The organism is Lysinibacillus sp. NPDC094177 (genome assembly GCF_050279145.1).
Lineage (GTDB): Bacteria > Bacillota > Bacilli > Bacillales_A > Planococcaceae > Lysinibacillus.
In genome coordinates, this window is the sequence record NZ_JBNNTW010000001.1 from 649953 (window position 1) to 669622 (window position 19670).

The following is a 19670-nucleotide window of genomic DNA, read 5'->3' on the forward strand; positions in this document are numbered from 1 at the left end:
TTAGAACTGTTTTTTAAATAATGAAACTTTTACTTTTATAGTAATGTATACTAATAGATGATGTTTTTACCAAGAATAGGAGATGAAAGTAATGAACAAATTTTTTAAAGTTTTAAGTGTTGGAGCACTAGCACTAACACTAGCAGCTTGTAACAGTAGCGCTACACCAACTAAAGACACAACTAAAACAAGTAAACTCACTTTAGAGCAAGTGTATGACAAAGCGGTGAAACGCCAGGAAGACATTAAAAGTGCGAGTGCAAAAGCAGAAGTGACTCAAGAGGCAAAAATGGGGTCAGGTGACAAAGCAGAGAAATTTACCAGCGATACAAAAATGGACGTGGATGTAGTTACCGATCCAGTAGGTATGCACTTCTCAATGACAACGACTTCGCCAGATATGCTTGACGAAGGCGACAAGAATAATGAAGTGTCAGTTGAAATGTACATGAATAAGGATCAAGGTATTTTCGTAAAAGACGAAACTACCGATAAATGGTTAAAGTTACCAAGTGATGATTTCGATTCACTTTTAAAGGAGACTTCATCAGCAGCAAACGCTAAGGAACAATTAGAACAGCTTAAAAAGTTTGCAGGTGATTTTAAATTCGAGCAAACAGATGATGCATATGTCTTAACTTTAGACGCAAAGGGCGATAAGTTTAAAGAGCTTATCGATTCTGAAATGAAAAAATCGTTGAAAGATCTTAACCTTCAAGAAAATCCTCTTGATAATTTAACGATTAATAAAATGGACTACGTACTATACATTGATAAAGAAACTTTTGATACAAATAAAATAGATGTGAATATGGATTTGAAAATAAAAGTGGAAAATGAAGAATTTTCGTCAAAAATGAAGACAGTTGTAACATATACTGATTTCAATAACCTAAAAACAATTGACATACCAAAAGAAATTATCGATAACGCACAAACTGTTGCACAGTAAACAATATTATAAAGGAATCTGCATACTTTAATGTGCGCAGATTCCTTTTGCTTTGGGTAACACTTCATTGAAATCGACCATTACCCTAGGATTTCACTTGAAGATTTTTCGAAAATATCCGCAAGACTTATATATTATTTATACTATAAATGAACAGAAACATTACGATTTAAAACATATTTAGCGGCCTCAACATATTCGGTTGCTGCTCTTTGGCTAATTGTTGCTGTTGGGACGAAGCTTTCAAAGGCATGATAACAGCCCGGATACAAATGGAATTCAACATCAACACCCGCCTGACATAGCCTCGTTACATATTGTAATGTTTCATCACGGAACGGATCTAATTGACCGACACACGTATAAGTAAATGGTAAACCTGATAAGTCTTCCGCTCTTGCAGCTGCAGCATATTGTGATACATCATCACCACCATTATCCCCATTTAAATACATTTCCCAGCCCTTTTGATTTAAATCATGATTCCAAACCATATGTCCTGTAATCTCCAATGCAGAAGGTGTATTATTACGATCATCTATCATCGGATAGAGTGGCATTTGAAAACTAAGGTTAGGATAATTTCTATCACGAGCCAGTAATGCTAATGCTGCTGTTAACCCTCCTCCCGCACTTGCCCCAGCTACACCAATACGTGTATTATCAATACCTAAATCATCAGCATGATCAGCTACCCATTTTAGCGCTGCATAGCAATCCTCAATTGGTGCAGGATAAGGATGCTCTGGCGCGAGTCGATAATCCACTGACACTACTATACAATTTGCTTCATTCACGAAACGTTGACATAGTAAATCATCGCCCTCTGGAGAACCTATTACATATCCCCCTCCATGAATCCATAAAAGCGCTGGGAAAATCCCTGTTTTCCCCTTCTGTTTATAAATTCTTAAACGTAGTGAATCATTATCATCTGGTCCTTGAATCATTTTGTTTTCAACTGAAATATTGTCTGCTATCTGAGCAGGTTGAGCAATAGCAACTAACCCTTCTCTAGTAGCCTCCAAATTGTCTAAATCTAAAGGTGGCATTAGTGATAAAGTCTCTCTTAGTTCTGGATCAATACGGTTTTCCATTCATTTCATCCTTTCATCATTAAAATTTTTTTATGATTTTAAGAAGTTAATCCACCATCAATCGTCACAACTGCGCCATTTACATAAGATGCATCCGTTGAAATTAAGAAACCGATCACATTTGCAATCTCTTCTGGCGATGCGAGTCTTCGCATAGGTCCGTTTTCCTCTGGACTCGACTCTAATCCCTTCGTCATATTCGTTACGACACCACCAGGGCATATAGCATTTACTCTAATTCCACTAGAACCATATTCGACAGCCGCTGTTTTTGTTAATCCAATGACACCATGTTTACTCGCTGCATAACCACCTAAATATGGCTGACCTTGAATACCTGCTGCAGAAGCAGTATTCACAATAACCCCTGATTTTTGCTGTTCCATTTCTTTTAATACATATTTTAAGCCTAGAAAAGCACCTTTAAGATTAACCGCTATAACCTTATCAAACGTCTCTTCTTCTAAATCTCCTAGTAACGATGGAGGACTTAATATACCTGCGTTATTGATAAAAATATCAATCCTCCCAAAGTTCTCTTTTGCTGCTTCTACATACTTCTTGACATCCTGACTTTTGGACACATCTGCAAGTACAAAAATAGCATGTTGATTATGTTCCTTTACAGCTTCTAAAGTTTCCTGTCCATTTTTTTCATCATAATCTACTAAAACAATCGCCATATCTTTTTTCGCTAAAAGCTTAGCAGTCTCTCTTCCTATACCGCTCCCAGCTCCCGTAATAATTGTCACCTGCTGTTTCATCCCTAGTTCTCCCTTCCTCGTACAATAGTTAAGACATTGTTTTTAATTTTAACAGCGTAAAACCTTCATAATTGTTTTGCGCAATCTCATTGCAACGTTTTATATAATTATCAAACCCTCCAAGATAGATTAAAAAGCTTCGAGGCTTACCTGCTATATTAGCGCCAGTATACCAAGAATCGCCCTTTACATATAACGTTCCATTTGCAATTTCACGATTATGCTTACTCCATTCTTCCTCCGCTTGTATACTGGTCTCTATTTCATCAATGTCATGCTCGCGCAAATACTCAATACAATTTGCAATCCATTCTACGTGCTGTTCGATAGCAGTTGGCATATTTACAAGCACCGACGGACTTTCGGGACCTGTAATCATAAACAAGTTTGGGAACCCTGTCGTCGTTAAGCCTAAATACGTTCTAACCGAAGCCCCGTTCTCCCATTTATCTTTTAATGCAACGCTGTCTTTTCCTTGAATATCGATTTTAAATAAAGGACCTGTCATACCATCATAGCCAGTAGCAAAAATAATAATATCTAAATCATATTGATCATTCGTTGTTTTAATGCCCGATTCTGTTATCTCCTCTATTGGTGATTCCTTTACATCAACTAATAAAACATTCTCTCTGTTGTACGTTTCAAAATAATCGGTATCTAGTACTTGTCTTTTCGTGCCATACATATACTTTGGACTTAGCTTCTCCGCTACTTTAGGATCTTTGACAACTTCACGAATTTTCGATCGGATAAACTCTGAAGCCTTTTCATTCGATTGTTCATTTGTTAATAAATCATTATAAGACATTGCAAAAGCAAATCCCCCCTCTGCCCAAGCATCCTCAAACACCTGCTGCCGTTTGCTTTCACTATCCTCCATAACAGATCGATCATTTGGTATGTGAGGTGTACCCGATATAGAATTCCTCATTGCATGCTTTAATGTTTCAAAGTTTTCCTTAGTACTTTGAATAAATTCCTTGTCATAAGTATGGTTTCGTGCAGGAACTGTATATTGTGGTGTACGCTGAAATACTGTTAATTGCTTTGCCTCTTTTGCTATTACTGGAATTGCTTGAATTCCACTTGAACCTGTCCCAATAATCCCTACTCGTTTTCCAGTAAAATCAACTTTTTCATGTGGCCAATGCCCCGTATGATACCACTTACCTTTAAATTGATTTAACCCTTTAATGTTTGGAATATTTGCAGCAGATAAGCAACCTATCCCCGTTATGAAATACTTTGCATAAACTTGACTGCCATCATTTAAATGAATAAGCCACTTACTACGCTCTTCATCAAAATGTGCAGCATTTACACGTGTATTAAATTGAATATCCTTTCGCAATTCAAAACGATCTGCTACATAGTTTAAATAGCTTAATATTTCCTCTTGCTCTGGGAATCTAGATGTCCAATTCCATTCCTCGTACAATTCTTTTGAAAACGTATAATTATAGTAGATGCTTTCAACATCACATCTAGCACCAGGATAACGATTCCAATACCAAACGCCACCTACTCCGTCCCCCGCTTCATAAACAACAGTAGATAACCCCTTACTTCTTAGTTGATATAGCATATAAAGACCCGCAAACCCAGCACCAAGTACAATTGCATCTACCTCTTTGATTGAATGATTTTTCACACACTTTTCCCCCACTTCGTTAATTTGTAAAACAGTCATATAAACTTCCACAATTCTAATAACTGAAGAAAAAAAGAGAATATCTTAGCATTAATATTATAATTTACAGAAAATATTGAAAATTCCTCATTTCAAGCGTATTATATACTTAAAAAAGGGGATACAATATGTCAAATCTTTATACCATTCAAAAACATTTTGACACTATTGATAACTTTTCTAATCATGAAGAGTTGCTGATACACATTTTGCAGGTATATTTGAATTCATTCCCTATTAAAGATTCCTATTTATTGAGATATTCTCCAATAGGATTTGTTGCTGAAGGCATTATTTATTTAAATGAATCTGGAGGAATCCATATCGGAGAAATTAGAGAGGAGATACGTAGTTTTCCAATTATTTATTCTGCCATTGTTGATAAAAAAGCAAAGTTTTGCACAGGAATGGATTATTTAAAAAACATTAGTATTAAATATGCTGTTGCCTCTAAACACAATAAGCTTTTAATCGTCCCTATATATATTGGGCCATATGTTTTCGGTTATATTTGTAGCACTCATTTTGAAGAAGATATAGAAATAAGTGATAAGCTTTTAGATGATTTAACTGGCTTTGGAAATACGGTTGGACATTTATTAATTCAATCCAACGGGAAAAGCAAAGATGTTTCTCTTAGTAAACGAGAGTTAGAGGTTATGATGCAGGTTGCTAACGGAGACAGTACAAAGGAAATTGCAAATATTATGGATTTAAGCGAATTAACGATCAATCAATATGTAAAATCTGCAATTAAAAAGTTAAAGGCTAAAAACCGTTCCCATGCCATTAACCTACTTTATCAGCAAGGTATTATTTTATAATATAAAAGAAGGGGATTTCTCTCATCCCCTTCAGTGTAAAGTTATTAACCTGAATAGAAAGCTTCTTTTAAATCATTCATTTATATAATTAATACTCTGTTACTAGTCCCAATAATTCTTCATTAGATCAGTTGCCCAACGTGGCTGTTTTATTTCACCTTTTGGTAAAAATTCTTTCATTACAGGCTTTATATCAATGATTGGTGTTCCATCAATAGCATCTAAGCCTTTAACGATTAATGTTCTATCCTTTAATTCTAGTAATTCTACAACTGTTACACCTATTTTATTAGGTCTATTTTTACCTCTCTGTGAAAAAATACCGACTTCCGGATAGTCCGTATTATTTCTTGGATGTCTCGCTTCATATTGGATTTTTTCATCTGCAACTTTGTCAAAATAAAAAATTATTTCTAAATGAGAAAAATCATCAATCCCCTTTAAAGATGATTCATGCATATCTTTTGTCAATACAATATTAGAAATGACGCCACCCCAATTGTCGTCTTCAATCATTTCTCGACTATTGCTTACTACAGCTATTGGTTTAATGTTATAAAGCATATCAAGACCTCTTCTCTTCGTTAACTTCTCCATGTATATTTCCGTTTAATTCCAGTATACTTTAGCTACTACCAATGTCAATTTACGGTAATGAACTTACTCATCACCATAACGTGTTTTTGATTCCCATAACGACTGGGCGCATTCTGAGGGCGTCTGATGAGCCAATTTCAAAGGAATTCACCAATTAATAGAGAATCCAATTTAATTGTCTCCATATAGCAAATGTGTCAAAGAATCTTTTAAATGCATGTATTCACTGTTCTTTTTGTTTTATTATTCGTAAAAATAAAATATATGAAAATGCTGAGAGGGTTATGATATGGTATATTATCTACAATGAAATTTTAGAAGGTGGAAAACATGCTAGAAGTAAGTGAAAGTAAGTTAACACAATATATTATACATTTTATTGACGATACACTCGTGTTAGGTGAGGAGTCATTTTCACAGCCAGAGGTCATGCTAGAGGCAGCTTTTACACAGCTAGCGTTTAGCAAAATCGATTTAGAGCAGCAATACGAATTTTTTCATGAAACAGATATTGGATTAAATGAGGTTTACACATATGTGAGGGCAATTTTTGATCAGGAAGATAATTTCCTTGAACAATCAATAAACATCGCTAAACACTTACATAGTGTATCTCAACATCCTAACATTAAAAGTGGCGAATTGTTTATTGGATTATTTGACAATTGTTTTCTATCTACGGAAGTTAAAAAAGCAATCGCCATCGTTAAGATTGATGAAAAGGAAATGTTTTTAGATGTAAAAAACCAACAAAACAAAATGATTGTTAATGGCATTGATGGAATTAATGTTAAGAAAATCAATAACATGGCCATCATCATAGATATGGGGACGGATGAGGCACCTGCTGTCTTTATAAAAACGAAAAGGAAAGAAGATATTGTCTACTGGCAAGAACGATTTTTAAAGATTAAAGCAGCAGATGAACATTATTACAAAACAAATTTAGCGTTAACAGAATGCAAAAAATATATCTTAAAAGAAGAGAGCTTTACGAATACGGAGAAACTGGGGCTTTTAAACAAAACGCTTGATTATTTCAGAAATGAAGATGAGTTTCAAGTAAATAATTATATAGAAACGGTATTTGAAAAAGCAGAGCCAACACAAAAAGATATTATCATAAATTCGGTAAAACCTTATGAAACTGTTATTTCTGAGAGCGCACTTGAAAAGGCTGAAAAAAAATATAAACGTAAAATTAAACTCGATTCCAATATTGAGATTCAGGTGAACGTACAGGATATTGAGCAAGTGGATGAACTAATTGAAGTAGGCTACGATGAATCTACAAATCGAAAATTTTATAAGATTTATTTCCAGGAAGAACTATAAATAAATTAGGCCCTCACGACAGTATTTAACATGATAAAAAAAGGACTTGTTTTTATGATTTATCAACAAGTCCTTTTACTTTTTTAAACTAAAAAAATATCACCTTAAACTCTCCCATATTTTATTGCTCTGGCCCAATCAGATCTATTTTGACCTTCACTTTGTTTAATAACCTCCGTAGTATCATAAGGAATGCTTAACTGCTCAATAATCCATTCACCATTCCTTTTTTCTACAACTGTATAATTCGCAAACGGTGTACCTGATTCAATCTTATAATAGAACGGTTCAACTTCTTCATAAGCAGGCAAACCGACACTGCCTGGATTAATAATGATTTTGTTATTAGGTAAATAAACAATCGTTGGAAAATGGGAGTGACCACAAAATATAATATTTTGTGGGATATCTTTTACTAATTTCATTATTTCCTCTGGTTGTTTTAAAGTAACACCAATTGGCGTAATTTCATTCAACATATAAAGCTCATCATTTTCAGGTGAAGCATGACAAAAGTAAAAATCATCTGTTTGAATTGAAAACGGCAGGTTCATTAACCAGCTTTTATGTTCTTCCGTGAGCATGTCTAATACATATTGAACAGTTGGATTTTCCGATGAAGACTGTATTAATATCCGATCACAATTTCCACTTACACTTTTAATATCTGTACTCTTTATCATTTCATAGGTTTCTAATGGGAATAACGGTCCGTAAAGAGTGTCACCTAAATTATATATCTTATCGATACTTTTATATTTTATATCCTCTAACACTGCTTTTAATGCATCTTTATTTCCATGAATATCTGATATAACTGCTATTTTCACAATATCCTCACCTTAATTAGTTTTACATTTCTGGAGCTTCCATACCGATATTTGCCCATTCCTCTTTAGCTGGACCATAAATGCCTGGAACAGTTAATCCAGCCTGTCGCATAAGAACCGTCATTTGTCCTCGATGATGATTTTGATGTTGAATCAAAAACATTAATAGTGTTCCAATTTGCATTTTTTGACCGAAAAAGTTGATGTACTCGTGAAAGGTTTGATCAGTCCAATTGGTCTTTACAGCTTGCACAAATGCATTATTGACTTGAGAGTAGCTATCTGCAATAAAATGCGCTGAAGTAGGAACAGGATAATCTTTAGTTGGACCTTCAAAAGTTAAATTTGAATTTGAAGTTATGATGCGAATTGCAGTAACAGTATGCCAAGCAATACGTCCTAAAGTCCAATTTTCAGACGTTATTTCCTGATTAAGTGATTCATCAGTTAAAGTATTCAATAACCTCTGTGTACCATCGGCTTCGAACTCCCAAGACTTAAAAAAACCATTTAATGTCTGATACATAATGATTCCCCTCTTTTCTTGCGAAATTTTTAGTAAAGCAACAGAAAAGCGCTCTCATCGTAAAGGAAATGGGCTTCCAGATTAGTAGAGTGTATCAATATATTTATTTAATTCTTTTTGATTAACCTGTCCTTCTATCGAATATTTCAATATACCTTTAGAATCAAATATAAAGGTTGTTGGATACTCCAATATTCCAAATGATTTTTGAAGTTTACCATCTAAATCAAGAAATATAGGGAAATTCAAATTGTATGTTTCTTTAAATTTCATAGCATTTTCACTACTATCTTTAGAAGTTGCATTGATTGCTAACAGCTCAACATTTTCAGATTTATTGTTATAAAAATCCCTTAAATCAGAAGCCTCTTCTTGACAAGGTCCACACCAAGATGCCCAAAAGTTAACGATTAGGACCTTTCCATTGTATTCTTTAAATGTTGTTGATGATTCATCTAATCGTGTTAATTTTGCATCAAAAACGAGCTGTTTTGTTCCATCTTCATTTTCTACTATCGGATTAACTGTTGCTGCATTTATAAATACATTTTTCAAACTAATCCCTACAAGTAATACGACTACCAAAGCTGAGAAATATAAACCTAAACGTTTTTTAAGTTGCATAAACAATCACCTAAATTACCCCTTTTAAAATTACCATTATATATATCAATTATCATTTTAACCAATTTGATAAATTCAGTCTACTCTCTATAAATCGTAGTAGCTTTCCTCTTTTTAATCCAACACAATCTGGCAAGATGACATTTTTCAGCTATAAAAAATCCTTTCTTATAAATCAGTAGTAATTCCCATAATTAGTTTTTCACCTAATCCATACAATTAAAAATATTCAGATTACGGATTGACTCCCAAATTTGTCCAATGTTATATTTACTAATGCAGTAATTTACTAAATTACTAAAATTCAAATTAACGAAGGGGTTGTAATTGATGAAAATACCTACACATTTAAAGCATAAACCTGTTATTGTTGCTGAAAATTATGCCAATATTGATGGGCGTACTGCTTATCATACAGATGCACAGGGGCTTTCACTTGGCTTAGCTCAATGGAATGACAGAGGCAAGGTAGATATTTCCGCTAAGGTGTGGCGTCATACAGGTGGTAAATGGTCACGTCAATCGGAGGAACTACCTCTTCATCGTGTACTTGACCTCGCTATCTTAGTATGTGAGTCTCAGCTTTATTTTAAGGAAGCTTATCAATACGAAAATTTATATGATGAAGAAAACCCTATTATTAAACGTGTTGGTTTACAGGGTGATGCTATGACAGTGGAAGTATGCACAGAAAATGAACAAATTAAAGAGGATATTAAGCTCTTTAATCAAGCATTAAGTGCGGATGGTGAACTAATTGGCGAACGCCTACGCACGCTATCAAATATTTTAAAGGAAATGGGTTATTAAAACCCAAGAGGACATAAAAATGGACCAACAAATTTTACATGATGATAAAAAACTACAAAAAGCTTTTTTTAACTTTTTAATCCCTATTATGCTAGCGAATGTGCTGCAGTCACTAGGGCAAGTCTTTGGAATGTTTATGGTTGGGCGCAATTTAGGTGTTGATTCGCTAGCGGCAATTTCAGCATTCTTTCCATTCTTCTTCTTTTTAATGGCGTTTGCTATTGGGATTGGCTCAGGTAGCTCAATTTTAGTAGGGCAAACGTATGGGGCTGGCAATCATGAGAAGATGAAGGAGGTTGTAGGGGTAACTTTAGCCTTCACAACGATTTTATCGATTGTCGTCGCGATTTTTGGTGGCTTTTTCATTGAGTGGATTTTACGCTTTATGCACACACCTGCAAATATTTTAGATATGAGCATTAGCTATGCTCAAATCCTATTTTTCACACTACCAATCATGTTCTGGTATTTTGTGTACACAACCTTTATGCGTGGTGTAGGTGACTCTAAAACGCCTTTTTTATTTTTAGTCATAAGTGTTATTTTAAATATCGCATTCCTACCACCATTAGTTTTTGGCTGGCTTGGTCTGCCTAAGTTTGGCTTAAACGGCGCTGCATATGCTTCTGTTTTATCGAATCTGGTGACGATGATATTGTTACTTGCTTACTTGCATAAAACAAATCATATTTTGCGCTTAGACAAATCGATTTTACAGCATTTTAAATTAAAGAAGGATATTTTAGCTTCTTTATTAAAGTTAGCCATTCCATCGAGCATTAGTATGGTTGCGATCTCTGTAGCGGAAATTGCTGTAATTGGCTTCGTTAATGTTTACGGCTCCGATGCTACTGCCGCTTACGGTGTTGTCAATCAGGTGGCCAGTTATGCACAAGTGCCAGCGATGAGTATTGCTATTGCGACATCTGTATTTGTTGCGCAGGCTTTAGGGGCTAACTCTACGGATATGATTAAAAAAATTCGTCTATTAGGTGTGCGTATTAACTATATTTTAGGCGGCGCTATTATTTTAATTATGTATTTATTTGCGGAACCTATTTTATCTTTCTTTATTGATAAACATGATACGGTACTTATCGCAAAGGATTATTTATATATCGCATTTTGGAGCTATTTAATTTTTGGTCATACACAAACCGTTTCAGCTACAATGAGAGCTACAGGTGTTGTCTTATGGCCTACTATCTTTCTAGTCATCGCAATTTGGGTAGTCGAGGTACCATTGGCGTTTATTTTATCGCACCACACTAAATTCGAGCTAAATGGCGTTTGGTTAGCTTACCCTATTACCTTCTGTGTGCATTTTGTGTTACAGTACACATACTTCAAGTTAGGCTGGCAAAAACGGACTTTAAAAGCAATGTTAAGCGATTAATCTTTATGATAGAACCTGTAGACAAAGCCGTATGTAACTTTGTCTACAGCAATCTCATAAGTATTTAGGGTAGATAGAACATCCGATAGCTCTGTTTACCTATAGGTTTAAGACACTCATCTTCTTCCCAATTATCATGTTTACAATAAGTATCTAGAATGCTTATTCTTAATTAAGCATATTAATTAACTCCTGAGAAAAATTAATAAATTATTCTTACTTATAAACTAAAACATTAAAAATGGTCTTGTATCTCAGTTCATGAATAATCTTTAATGCTTCAACAGCTCCAACAATGAATTTAGAAAAAAATTATGTTAATAAAATAAGTTTTACATTTGCATAATCCGCTCGCTTACACATTCCATTACTATTTTAACGAACATTACGATATGAAAACAACCAAGCAGAAATAGGTAATAATAATACCACCCAAGAAAATTGAACCACTAGCCCTGACCATTTGTCCAATAAGGTATTTACCGCAGGTATTGAAAAAAGATTCAGTGTAGCAAGAGTAGGTAAAAATTTTGCCAACTGAGAAATTGTAAACAACAATTGGCTAAGTCCCAAAATAAGCGGGAACATGATAGCGGTAGGTGCTATAAGCGATTTTGTCATAATGGATAAGGCAGAGGTAATCCAAGCTAATTGAATCCAACTAAGCATGCCAAGAGAAATACTTCCAAGTAACCGTATCATTAAAGTACCTGTCCATTCCATATCATATTGAATAAAAGGAACAAGTAAACTAAGTCCACTTGAAACTATTCCTGTAAGCACTACAACTATGGTAATATTTACAAATTTAGCGCATAATAATTTTAATCTTGATGGTTGTGTGAGAAGTGTTGTTCTTAGAGCAGAGTTAGAATATTCTTGTCCAAAATAACTTGCACTGGCAAAAATAATTCCTAGTTGACCTAAATAGAGGGCTTGCAAGCAAAGAGAAAGTATCTCCTTCTCTCTCCCTATCTTTGGAGTATCAGATGTTAATAAGAAGAGTAAGGGAACGATAATAGCTCCCATTACACCTACAATACACCAACCAAAAGAAAAAAATTTAGTTTTCTCACTACGCAACGCAGCGTACATCAATATTTCCCTCCTACATCACTACGAATAAAAGCATAATAAGATATGATTAAAGTTAAAATCACCCATATCAACAGTACGATACCACCTTTTAATGGATCATGTTCAAAAGGATCTGTTGGTGTTGCAAAGAGAAGATTACCTGCTGCCACAGGAAGATACTCCCCCCATCCCCACCTTTGCGCTAAATAATTTCCAAGATTATAAACCTGAGGAACTAAAAAAACTAAAGGTACTATAGCATTTCTAAAGAGCACTCCGATCCCAAAAGAAAGTATTGTTAGTAAAATCCAATCCAGCACTGAAAAGCCAATGAACTGCCAAGCTATTGTACTTAAATAAAATGGATGTAAACCTAGTTCCCCCAAACCAAAATGCGTAATAGAAATTGTGGAAAAAATTGTCAAAGATGATATGAATGTACTACATATTAAAAGTGCAAGTACTTTCGCATAGAAAACCTTAATACGACTGCTTTGACATAGTAAAGTTGTACGTAACATATGATGTTTATATTCACTCGCTCCTAAAATTCCTCCAAAAACAACCATCGGTAATAACCCAAAAAGCACTGCATCAAATCCCAAGTAATCCAAAGGAGGCAAGGCTTCCGCTAATTCCGGATGAGTTTCTGGTGTCGCGTCTAAACCCATCTGAGCGAAGCTTTTTGCTGTGATAAGTGCAAGTAATGGTTGAATAACGACAACTAAAGCACAAATTACCCACCACACTCTACTTGAACAAATCTTTATCAGTTCAAATCGTATAGTTCTAGAAAAAGTCTTCATCTTTTGCTTCACCTTCTTCTGTAAGAGAAAAGAACACATCTTCCAATGATTCTAGATTTTTCATAACATCCTGAAGTTCACCAGTTGCAATTATTTTTCCATGATTAATAATAACTACATCGTCTGCCACAGCTTCCACTTCAGAAAGAAGATGTGATGACAACAAAATAGTTTTTCCCATGTCTGATTGCTGACGAATAAATTTTCTAAACCAGCGAATTCCAGTTGGATCAAGTCCATTGGTTGGTTCATCAAGAACAATATATTGAGGGTCTCCCAAAAGAGCTACCGCAAGTCCAAGTCGTTGTCCTTCACCCAATGATAAAGTTCCAAGCCTAGATTTGCTTTTTTCTGATAAACCAACTATTTTCAATACTTCGGACACACGACGGAAAGAAATGTTGTTGCTTTGTGCTATGATTTTGAGATGGGTTTTTACACTTCTAGAAGGAGTACCACCTATACCGTCAAATGCTGCTCCTACCACTTTCAATGGAGTACTAAATGTTACATAGTTACTTCCGCCAAAAGTTGCTGTTCCTGTTGAACGATCAAGTCCTAACAAAATACGAAGTGCCGAGCTTTTTCCTGCACCATTTGGCCCAAGAAAAGCTGTGATTCTCCCTTCTTTCGCTTCAAATGACACATCTTTTAAAATATCTTTTTCTCCATGTCGTTTACATAATTTTGATATAACAATATTTTTTGTAGTATTCGTCAATATAACCTTCTCCTCCGAAATAATATTAGTCTTGATTAACAAAATTTCAGTTTCTAAATTAAACAATGAGGAATTTAATATAGTCAGAAATTTCAGATAACTAAATATATGATTTTTTAATATTTATTAAATCTCTTTGAGTTTACCATCTTTATTTAAATTGCCTTGTCAAGAAATTGTTCTTTAGCTAATTCTCTATATAATGGTACTTTATCAAGTAACTCATTATGATTACCTGAACCAACAATTCTTCCATGTTCAAGAACATAGATTATATCTGAATCAACTATTGTAGAGAGACGGTGTGCTACAACAATGACAGTTTTAGACTCTCTCATCTTGTCAACAGCTTTTTTCATCCCAATTTCATTTAAACTATCTAAATTGGATGTCAATTCATCAAGAAGGACAATCTCTGCCTTTGATAAAAGAGAACGAGCCATAGCTAAACGCTGGCGTTCTCCACCAGATAAAGTAGTACCAGATTCTCCAATTTTCATGTCGAGCTTTTCAGAAGAACGTTCTATCAAATAGCTAAGGTTTACCTCTTTTAAAACATCGTAACATTCTTGATCAGATACATTAGAATTTCCTAAAAGGAGATTATCTCTTAAAGTCCCTGCTATAATAGGGGCATTTTGTTCAACATAAGTGATAAGTTTACGAAGTTCTTCACGTGAATAACTGCGATAATCCTTTCCGTCTACATAAATTTGCCCGCTGATAGGATCATAAAATCTTTCAATTAATTGTAAAACAGTACTTTTCCCTGCACCAGAAGGCCCGACAATAGCTGTGCGTTTCCCATATTCTGCGCTTAAAGTAACTTCTTTAAGTACCATTTCCGCAATCATAGTGGCCCATTTAGAATCACTATTCCATTTACTATCTGTTTTTGCATGATATAGCTTAATGTCTGCATAATATGCTTTTAAAGCATACGCAATTGCGGCTGAATCAACACCTCCAGAAAGGTCAGCAGATAAATTAGCATAGCTGTTAGTAGGATTCCTTAGTAATTCAAAAAACCGCTCTCTTATATTTTGCAGCGTCAATTCTAAATCATTACTTAGTTCTAGCGGCATCCAAATTTTGAATTCATCCAATTGTTTATTTTTCCCATATTTCAAAACACAAAATGGCTGAATTTTATTCACACCTTCCCATAAAGGTATATTTTGAAAAGGATAATATGGTAGACTACTTATCAAATTCAATGCAACGGCTGATTTCGATATATTTAAATCACAATATCGCGCAATATTACTAGCCGAATCACTAATAATTAAAATATCATTTAATATTTTCCATGATAGAGAAACATCAAATAATGCTCCTCCTATAATAACTTCGCACTTGTCAACTAGAACAAAGATTCCTTTAGAAACAATCTTTTGAAAAGTTACTGCTAATTTTGACATTTCAAATTCCTTAATTACCTGTATACGGTCTACAATTTTTGGATATTCGCATGGTATACAATATATCTCTAAGTTGGCTTTAGAATGCTTAACATACTCATGTTGAGAAATAAGCAAAATATTTATCGAAGCCGTTTTTATATGTACTTGAAATGGTACTTTATCAGAACTTAATTTTGTTAACTTTTCTTTTAACTGAATGTAAATAATAGTACCCGCCTTTCGCTGAAGAATCGATTGTTTTAAAGTCTCGTATGTTAAATTTTATTGGAAATTAAGTAGTGGTCACTGGATATCCTAAAATTTTCCAATGACCACTTTTCTCTCTGTAATTAAAATCCAATTTCAATGTGAATAAAAGCTCGACTACCCAAACCATCTATAAATTTACCAAACCAAAGCCCTTTAGTAGACTCTTTAAAACTAGCAACTTTCTCAATTGTTGGTTTAGAGTAAACAACGTTTGTCATTGAATTTCACCCCCTTTAACTATGCAAACACCACAATTTCACATGGCTTTAACATTAGATTAAATAGAAATAAAAATTCTATTTATTTTGATAATAATATATTTTCAAACTATTTTTCTTTTTGTGTAACAAACTGCATATTATATGTAACTAATGACATCATTTCTACGCTAGCCTAATAATCAGATACATAGAACAGGGTCTTTTATGCTAATTATTATAGTTTTTTAAAATGTCTAAAAATCGAATTGTTTACAATTAAACTGGTTAGGGAAGATAGTTGTAGAATGGTAGAAGTGGCTAAGTATTTAAACTTAATTTTTCTTCACACACAAATTATTGTTTATGACATATTCGTGGCTCATTGCTACAATTTACTATTATTAAAGGAGCGAAACAATGGTAATAAAAGTTGCTATTTGTGATGATGTTCCAGTTATTGCAAAAGCTATCGAAGATTTAATGTTAGAATATGACTCCTCATTATTTGAAATTGATATATTCAATAATCCATTTCGTTTAATTGAATTACTTAAAGAAAATACATATGATTTGTTTATTCTAGATATTGAGTTTCCTAATATATCGGGAATAGAGATTGCCGAGACCATTAGAAAAAATAATTATACTTGTCTAATTATCTTTCTTACAAGTTTCAATGAATATATGGAAAAGGTCTTTAAGGTTAACACTTTTGATTACATTTTAAAACCAGTAACAAAAGATAAACTATATCCTGCCTTAAATCGCGCTATTAAGTATTTAGATTTAGATGATTCAAAATTTATGTTTACATTTAACAAAGTTTTTTACAGTCTTTCTTTTAGTGAAATTATTTACTTTGAAAAAAATAAAAGGAAAGTACTCATTCACACTCCAACTGATATATATGAAACGGTTCTTCAAACAAGAGCCCTTTTATCGAAAATTAATGAGAATTTTGTGCAGGTCCACACCTCGTTTATTGTTAATGTTAAATATGTAAAACAAATTAGCAATAATACAATTATTGCTAATTTAAATGATAAGAAAACTGTTGAAATACCAATAAGTCGTACATTTAAGGATAGTGCCAGAAAACAAATTTTGATGCAGTTAAGAGACTTAATATAATGAATGATACTATCGTTGCATTATTCAACTTTGTTGTTAATTTAGTGTTGGTTAATCATTATTCCCTAAATAAATCCATCCATAAACTGTTTTCTAAAGAAAACTTAACTATTACATTCTTGGCTTTTATTCTTACTGCATTTTTACTATTTTCTAATCAACAATCACATATTCTTATTAATACCATCTTCACTTCTTTATTGTTTTTAGTTATTACAATCAGAAATCCGATAGATATTAGAAAAGAGTTCTTTTCATTAATTTACTTACTTTTAATGTTTTTCATTTGTGATTCCTTTTCGTTTTTTATTACGAAAGAAGTATTGCTATCAGAAGGTTATAATTCAAATCTACTCTTTATGGCTGGAGGAGGAGCTATTGCTATAATTTTAAAACTAATGGCTGTAGCTGTTCTTAAAATTATCGTTCTCCAAAAGCGTAAATTAAAGAGACCAATAAATGTTTTTCTCCTAATGACACTAATTTCAATACCAACGATATCAGTTTTTATGTTAAGTACATCTGTAGTATCTGGAATTAAATTTATTAATCATCCTAACTTTATATTGATTGCTACTTGTATTTTTTATATGAATATATGCATACTATATCTTTATATAACCATAGGGAATTTTTTAAAAAAACTTGCAAAAGCTACAACACAAAAAATAGTATTTGAATCAGAATTGAATTTTTTTAAACAACTAAAGCATTCACAATCTAAACTATATTCAATGAAGCATGACTTAAAAAACCAATACGTAGTTCTACTGGGGATGTTAAGTCAGGGAGATACTGCTGGTGCTGAAAAATATCTTCAAAATTCGATACAGAAAATCGAACACAATGATTATTTTTATACAAATAACTATGTGCTAAATTATCTTCTGAATGAAAAAAAATCTATTGCTGAAAGCAATGGAATAACTTTAAGAGTTAAATCTTTCACCTCTGAAAAAGTTAATTTAGATAATGATATTTTTGCAGTTGTGCTAGGAAATTTAATAGATAATTCCATAAACGCAGTCGGGCGTTTGTCTAATTCTAAAGAAAAAGAGATTTCACTTCTTATCAAACAATTTAATAATCACCTACTTATAGAAATTTCAAATGTATTTGATACTGTGGAGCTTAAAACTCGAAAGAATAGACGATTCGAGGGAATAGGAATTAAAAATGTGAAGAGAATTGTAGAAGAGAATAGCGGAATTTATAATCAATGGATTCAAGATAATCAGTATATTGTTAGTATACTTTTACTCAATGTATATGATAGAGAAAATGAAGAATAGAAAAGACTGGTAGGGCCACTCCTTATATATTATTGTCCTTTCTTGCGCTTATGAGTAAGATGTTTGATTCATTATACCGCATGCTTAAAAAAAGTTAGCATACAAAGAGGATTTAAAAAAGTAAATTTACAACAACATTAGCTAACATGCTGCTATTCCCTACTAAAACTGTATTCGTTCAGCTTTATTAACACCAAACTTACATGCGCCAAATAGCGCCCACCTTTCTCAGGAAGGCGCTATTCTTATGTAGATTTTTAGGAACATGACAGTTGTTTGGAATAGCTTCCGACCAAGTCTTGAGCGCACCTAATGCTACATTGTCCTGGACGTCGATTAACGGTATTTGCTCAAACACATGCATTATATAACGAAGTGTATCCAATCCGTTTTTTTACTGTTTCGACGATGTTGTAAATAATCGCACTTGCTTGGGCGCCTTTTGGTGACTTCGTAAATAACCAATTCTTTCGATCAATCACAAATGGTTTGATGGAACGTTCGCCTCGATTATTATCTAACTCCAAACGAACATCTTGTATTTGAGTAGTCGACATGCCATTGGTATTAATTTTATCGAACTACACTACATTCGAGCTAAATGGTGTTTGGTTAGCTTACCCTGCTGCCTTCTGTGTGCATTTTGTATTACAATACGCATACTTCAAGCTAGGCTGGCAAAAACGAACATCAAAAGCAATGCTAAGCGATTAATCATTAAAATTGCTGTAGACAAAGCCACACATACTTTGTCTAAGCAATTTTATAAGTATTTCAAGCTTCCACAGGAGGAATTATTCCCCAAACTAATAAGAGAAAGAGTACTAAACCAATTAAAAAGAATATAACTGACGTAATAAATATCGGACCTAGTTGATAAGTGAACTTTTCCCTTTTCTGAATTATGCCTGTTTGCCCACTAACTTGAGATGTAAATAACCTAGTCATAGCACCACCACTACTCGAAAAGTAAAAACTGCCCCCAGCAAAAGCTATACCAGTGAAAAACATTATCTCGATAAACCTTATGGAGAAAAATGAAGCAATAAAATACGTAATTAAAACTTCTACAATAAATGCCACTATCATAATAATTAAATTTTTACTACGCATACAAACCCCTCCTCTCTACATTTTATGTCCATTACTCTGTATACGATTAAATCTAGATAAAGTTCCAATTTTTACTTTATCAACCATTTTTCTGTTTGATGGTTAAGAGATTCATGTAGCAAGTGTCAAAGAAAATAAATTAATGTTTGGTGATGCTTTTTAATGAATTGAAACACAAGATGTACATTCACAGTTCCAACTAAATAATC

22 protein-coding genes are annotated in these 19670 nt (G+C 33.5%); 8 read left to right on the forward strand and 14 right to left on the reverse strand.

Going from position 1 to position 19670, the window contains the following annotated elements:
* Window positions 1–91: 91 nt before the first annotated feature.
* Complete coding sequence (locus ACQKNC_RS03080; RefSeq protein WP_427423402.1) at window positions 92–952, forward strand: DUF6612 family protein; 861 nt, start codon at window positions 92–94, stop codon at window positions 950–952.
* A gap of 143 nt (window positions 953–1095) precedes the next feature.
* Here ACQKNC_RS03080 and ACQKNC_RS03085 read toward each other — a convergent pair whose 3' ends face one another.
* From ACQKNC_RS03085 to ACQKNC_RS03095, 3 genes are read right to left on the reverse strand one after another with little or no spacing between them, the layout of a single operon-like run.
* Window positions 1096–2049 carry an alpha/beta hydrolase gene (locus tag ACQKNC_RS03085; protein ID WP_427423403.1) on the reverse strand — a complete coding sequence of 318 codons (954 nt, stop codon included), beginning with the start codon at window positions 2047–2049 and terminating at the stop codon, window positions 1096–1098.
* A gap of 38 nt (window positions 2050–2087) precedes the next feature.
* Complete coding sequence (locus ACQKNC_RS03090; RefSeq protein WP_427423404.1) at window positions 2088–2813, reverse strand: SDR family NAD(P)-dependent oxidoreductase; 726 nt, start codon at window positions 2811–2813, stop codon at window positions 2088–2090.
* Window positions 2814–2841: 28 nt separating this feature from the next.
* Window positions 2842–4467: a flavin-containing monooxygenase gene (locus tag ACQKNC_RS03095; RefSeq protein ID WP_427423405.1), complete on the reverse strand. Its 1626-nt coding sequence runs from the start codon at window positions 4465–4467 to the stop codon at window positions 2842–2844.
* 167 nt (window positions 4468–4634) lie between these two features.
* On the opposite strand from ACQKNC_RS03095, the gene ACQKNC_RS03100 reads away from it, so the two are divergent.
* Window positions 4635–5330: a response regulator transcription factor gene (locus ACQKNC_RS03100; protein WP_427423406.1), complete on the forward strand. Its 696-nt coding sequence runs from the start codon at window positions 4635–4637 to the stop codon at window positions 5328–5330.
* 102 nt (window positions 5331–5432) lie between these two features.
* Here the strand turns inward: ACQKNC_RS03100 and ACQKNC_RS03105 are convergent, their stop codons facing one another.
* Window positions 5433–5894, reverse strand: a complete 462-nt coding sequence (locus ACQKNC_RS03105; protein WP_427423407.1) for an SAM-dependent methyltransferase — start codon at window positions 5892–5894, stop codon at window positions 5433–5435.
* Window positions 5895–6257: 363 nt separating this feature from the next.
* Here ACQKNC_RS03105 and ACQKNC_RS03110 point away from each other — a divergent pair, with 363 nt between their 5' ends.
* A complete protein-coding gene (locus ACQKNC_RS03110; protein WP_427423408.1) occupies window positions 6258–7262 on the forward strand; it encodes a hypothetical protein in 1005 nt (334 codons plus the stop codon).
* 104 nt (window positions 7263–7366) lie between these two features.
* Here the strand turns inward: ACQKNC_RS03110 and ACQKNC_RS03115 are convergent, their stop codons facing one another.
* The 3 genes from ACQKNC_RS03115 to ACQKNC_RS03125 all read right to left on the reverse strand — a co-directional run bounded on the left by ACQKNC_RS03115 (window position 7367) and on the right by ACQKNC_RS03125 (window position 9242).
* A complete protein-coding gene (locus ACQKNC_RS03115) occupies window positions 7367–8092 on the reverse strand; it encodes a metallophosphoesterase family protein (RefSeq protein ID WP_427423409.1) in 726 nt (241 codons plus the stop codon).
* Window positions 8093–8114: 22 nt separating this feature from the next.
* Entirely contained in the window at window positions 8115–8618 is a 504-nt protein-coding gene (locus ACQKNC_RS03120) for a DinB family protein (protein WP_427423410.1), read from the reverse strand.
* Window positions 8619–8699: 81 nt separating this feature from the next.
* Window positions 8700–9242, reverse strand: a complete 543-nt coding sequence (locus ACQKNC_RS03125) for a TlpA family protein disulfide reductase (protein ID WP_427423411.1) — start codon at window positions 9240–9242, stop codon at window positions 8700–8702.
* A gap of 330 nt (window positions 9243–9572) precedes the next feature.
* Here ACQKNC_RS03125 and ACQKNC_RS03130 point away from each other — a divergent pair, with 330 nt between their 5' ends.
* Both ACQKNC_RS03130 and ACQKNC_RS03135 read left to right on the forward strand, forming a co-directional pair.
* Entirely contained in the window at window positions 9573–10052 is a 480-nt protein-coding gene (locus tag ACQKNC_RS03130) for a DUF6530 family protein (RefSeq protein WP_427423412.1), read from the forward strand.
* A 19-nt stretch (window positions 10053–10071) separates the two neighbouring features.
* The gene (locus ACQKNC_RS03135) at window positions 10072–11448 is read left to right on the forward strand and encodes an MATE family efflux transporter (RefSeq protein ID WP_427423413.1); all 1377 of its coding nucleotides are present in this window, start codon (window positions 10072–10074) and stop codon (window positions 11446–11448) included.
* A 375-nt stretch (window positions 11449–11823) separates the two neighbouring features.
* On the opposite strand, the gene ACQKNC_RS03140 is transcribed toward ACQKNC_RS03135, so the two are convergent.
* From ACQKNC_RS03140 to ACQKNC_RS03160, 5 genes are all read right to left on the reverse strand, one after another.
* Window positions 11824–12543, reverse strand: a complete 720-nt coding sequence (locus tag ACQKNC_RS03140) for an ABC transporter permease (protein ID WP_427423414.1) — start codon at window positions 12541–12543, stop codon at window positions 11824–11826.
* Window positions 12543–13331: an ABC transporter permease gene (locus ACQKNC_RS03145; protein WP_427423415.1), complete on the reverse strand. Its 789-nt coding sequence runs from the start codon at window positions 13329–13331 to the stop codon at window positions 12543–12545. The genes ACQKNC_RS03140 and ACQKNC_RS03145 overlap by 1 nt, the downstream gene beginning before the upstream one ends.
* The gene (locus tag ACQKNC_RS03150) at window positions 13315–14052 is read right to left on the reverse strand and encodes an ABC transporter ATP-binding protein (protein WP_427423416.1); all 738 of its coding nucleotides are present in this window, start codon (window positions 14050–14052) and stop codon (window positions 13315–13317) included. The genes ACQKNC_RS03145 and ACQKNC_RS03150 overlap by 17 nt, the downstream gene beginning before the upstream one ends.
* A gap of 155 nt (window positions 14053–14207) precedes the next feature.
* Window positions 14208–15473 (reverse strand): ATP-binding cassette domain-containing protein, encoded by a 1266-nt coding sequence (locus ACQKNC_RS03155; RefSeq protein WP_427423417.1) that lies wholly within the window; start codon window positions 15471–15473, stop codon window positions 14208–14210.
* Window positions 15474–15805: 332 nt separating this feature from the next.
* A complete protein-coding gene (locus ACQKNC_RS03160) occupies window positions 15806–15943 on the reverse strand; it encodes a lasso RiPP family leader peptide-containing protein (RefSeq protein ID WP_427423418.1) in 138 nt (45 codons plus the stop codon).
* Between the two features lie 399 nt (window positions 15944–16342).
* Between ACQKNC_RS03160 and ACQKNC_RS03165 the strand changes: the two genes are divergently transcribed.
* Together ACQKNC_RS03165 and ACQKNC_RS03170 are read left to right on the forward strand one after the other, a co-directional pair.
* Complete coding sequence (locus ACQKNC_RS03165) at window positions 16343–17056, forward strand: LytR/AlgR family response regulator transcription factor (RefSeq protein WP_427423419.1); 714 nt, start codon at window positions 16343–16345, stop codon at window positions 17054–17056.
* A complete protein-coding gene (locus tag ACQKNC_RS03170) occupies window positions 17056–18348 on the forward strand; it encodes a sensor histidine kinase (protein WP_427423420.1) in 1293 nt (430 codons plus the stop codon). Before ACQKNC_RS03165 ends, ACQKNC_RS03170 begins: the two co-directional genes overlap by 1 nt.
* Window positions 18349–18698: 350 nt before the next feature.
* Here ACQKNC_RS03170 and ACQKNC_RS03175 read toward each other — a convergent pair whose 3' ends face one another.
* The gene (locus tag ACQKNC_RS03175) at window positions 18699–18905 is read right to left on the reverse strand and encodes an IS66 family transposase (RefSeq protein ID WP_427423421.1); all 207 of its coding nucleotides are present in this window, start codon (window positions 18903–18905) and stop codon (window positions 18699–18701) included.
* Between ACQKNC_RS03175 and ACQKNC_RS03180 the strand changes: the two genes are divergently transcribed.
* Complete coding sequence (locus tag ACQKNC_RS03180) at window positions 18904–19062, forward strand: hypothetical protein (RefSeq protein ID WP_427423422.1); 159 nt, start codon at window positions 18904–18906, stop codon at window positions 19060–19062. The two genes, ACQKNC_RS03175 and ACQKNC_RS03180, sit on opposite strands and share 2 nt — an antisense overlap.
* 60 nt (window positions 19063–19122) lie before the next feature.
* Here ACQKNC_RS03180 and ACQKNC_RS03185 read toward each other — a convergent pair whose 3' ends face one another.
* Entirely contained in the window at window positions 19123–19461 is a 339-nt protein-coding gene (locus ACQKNC_RS03185; protein WP_427423423.1) for a hypothetical protein, read from the reverse strand.
* Window positions 19462–19670: the final 209 nt, after the last annotated feature.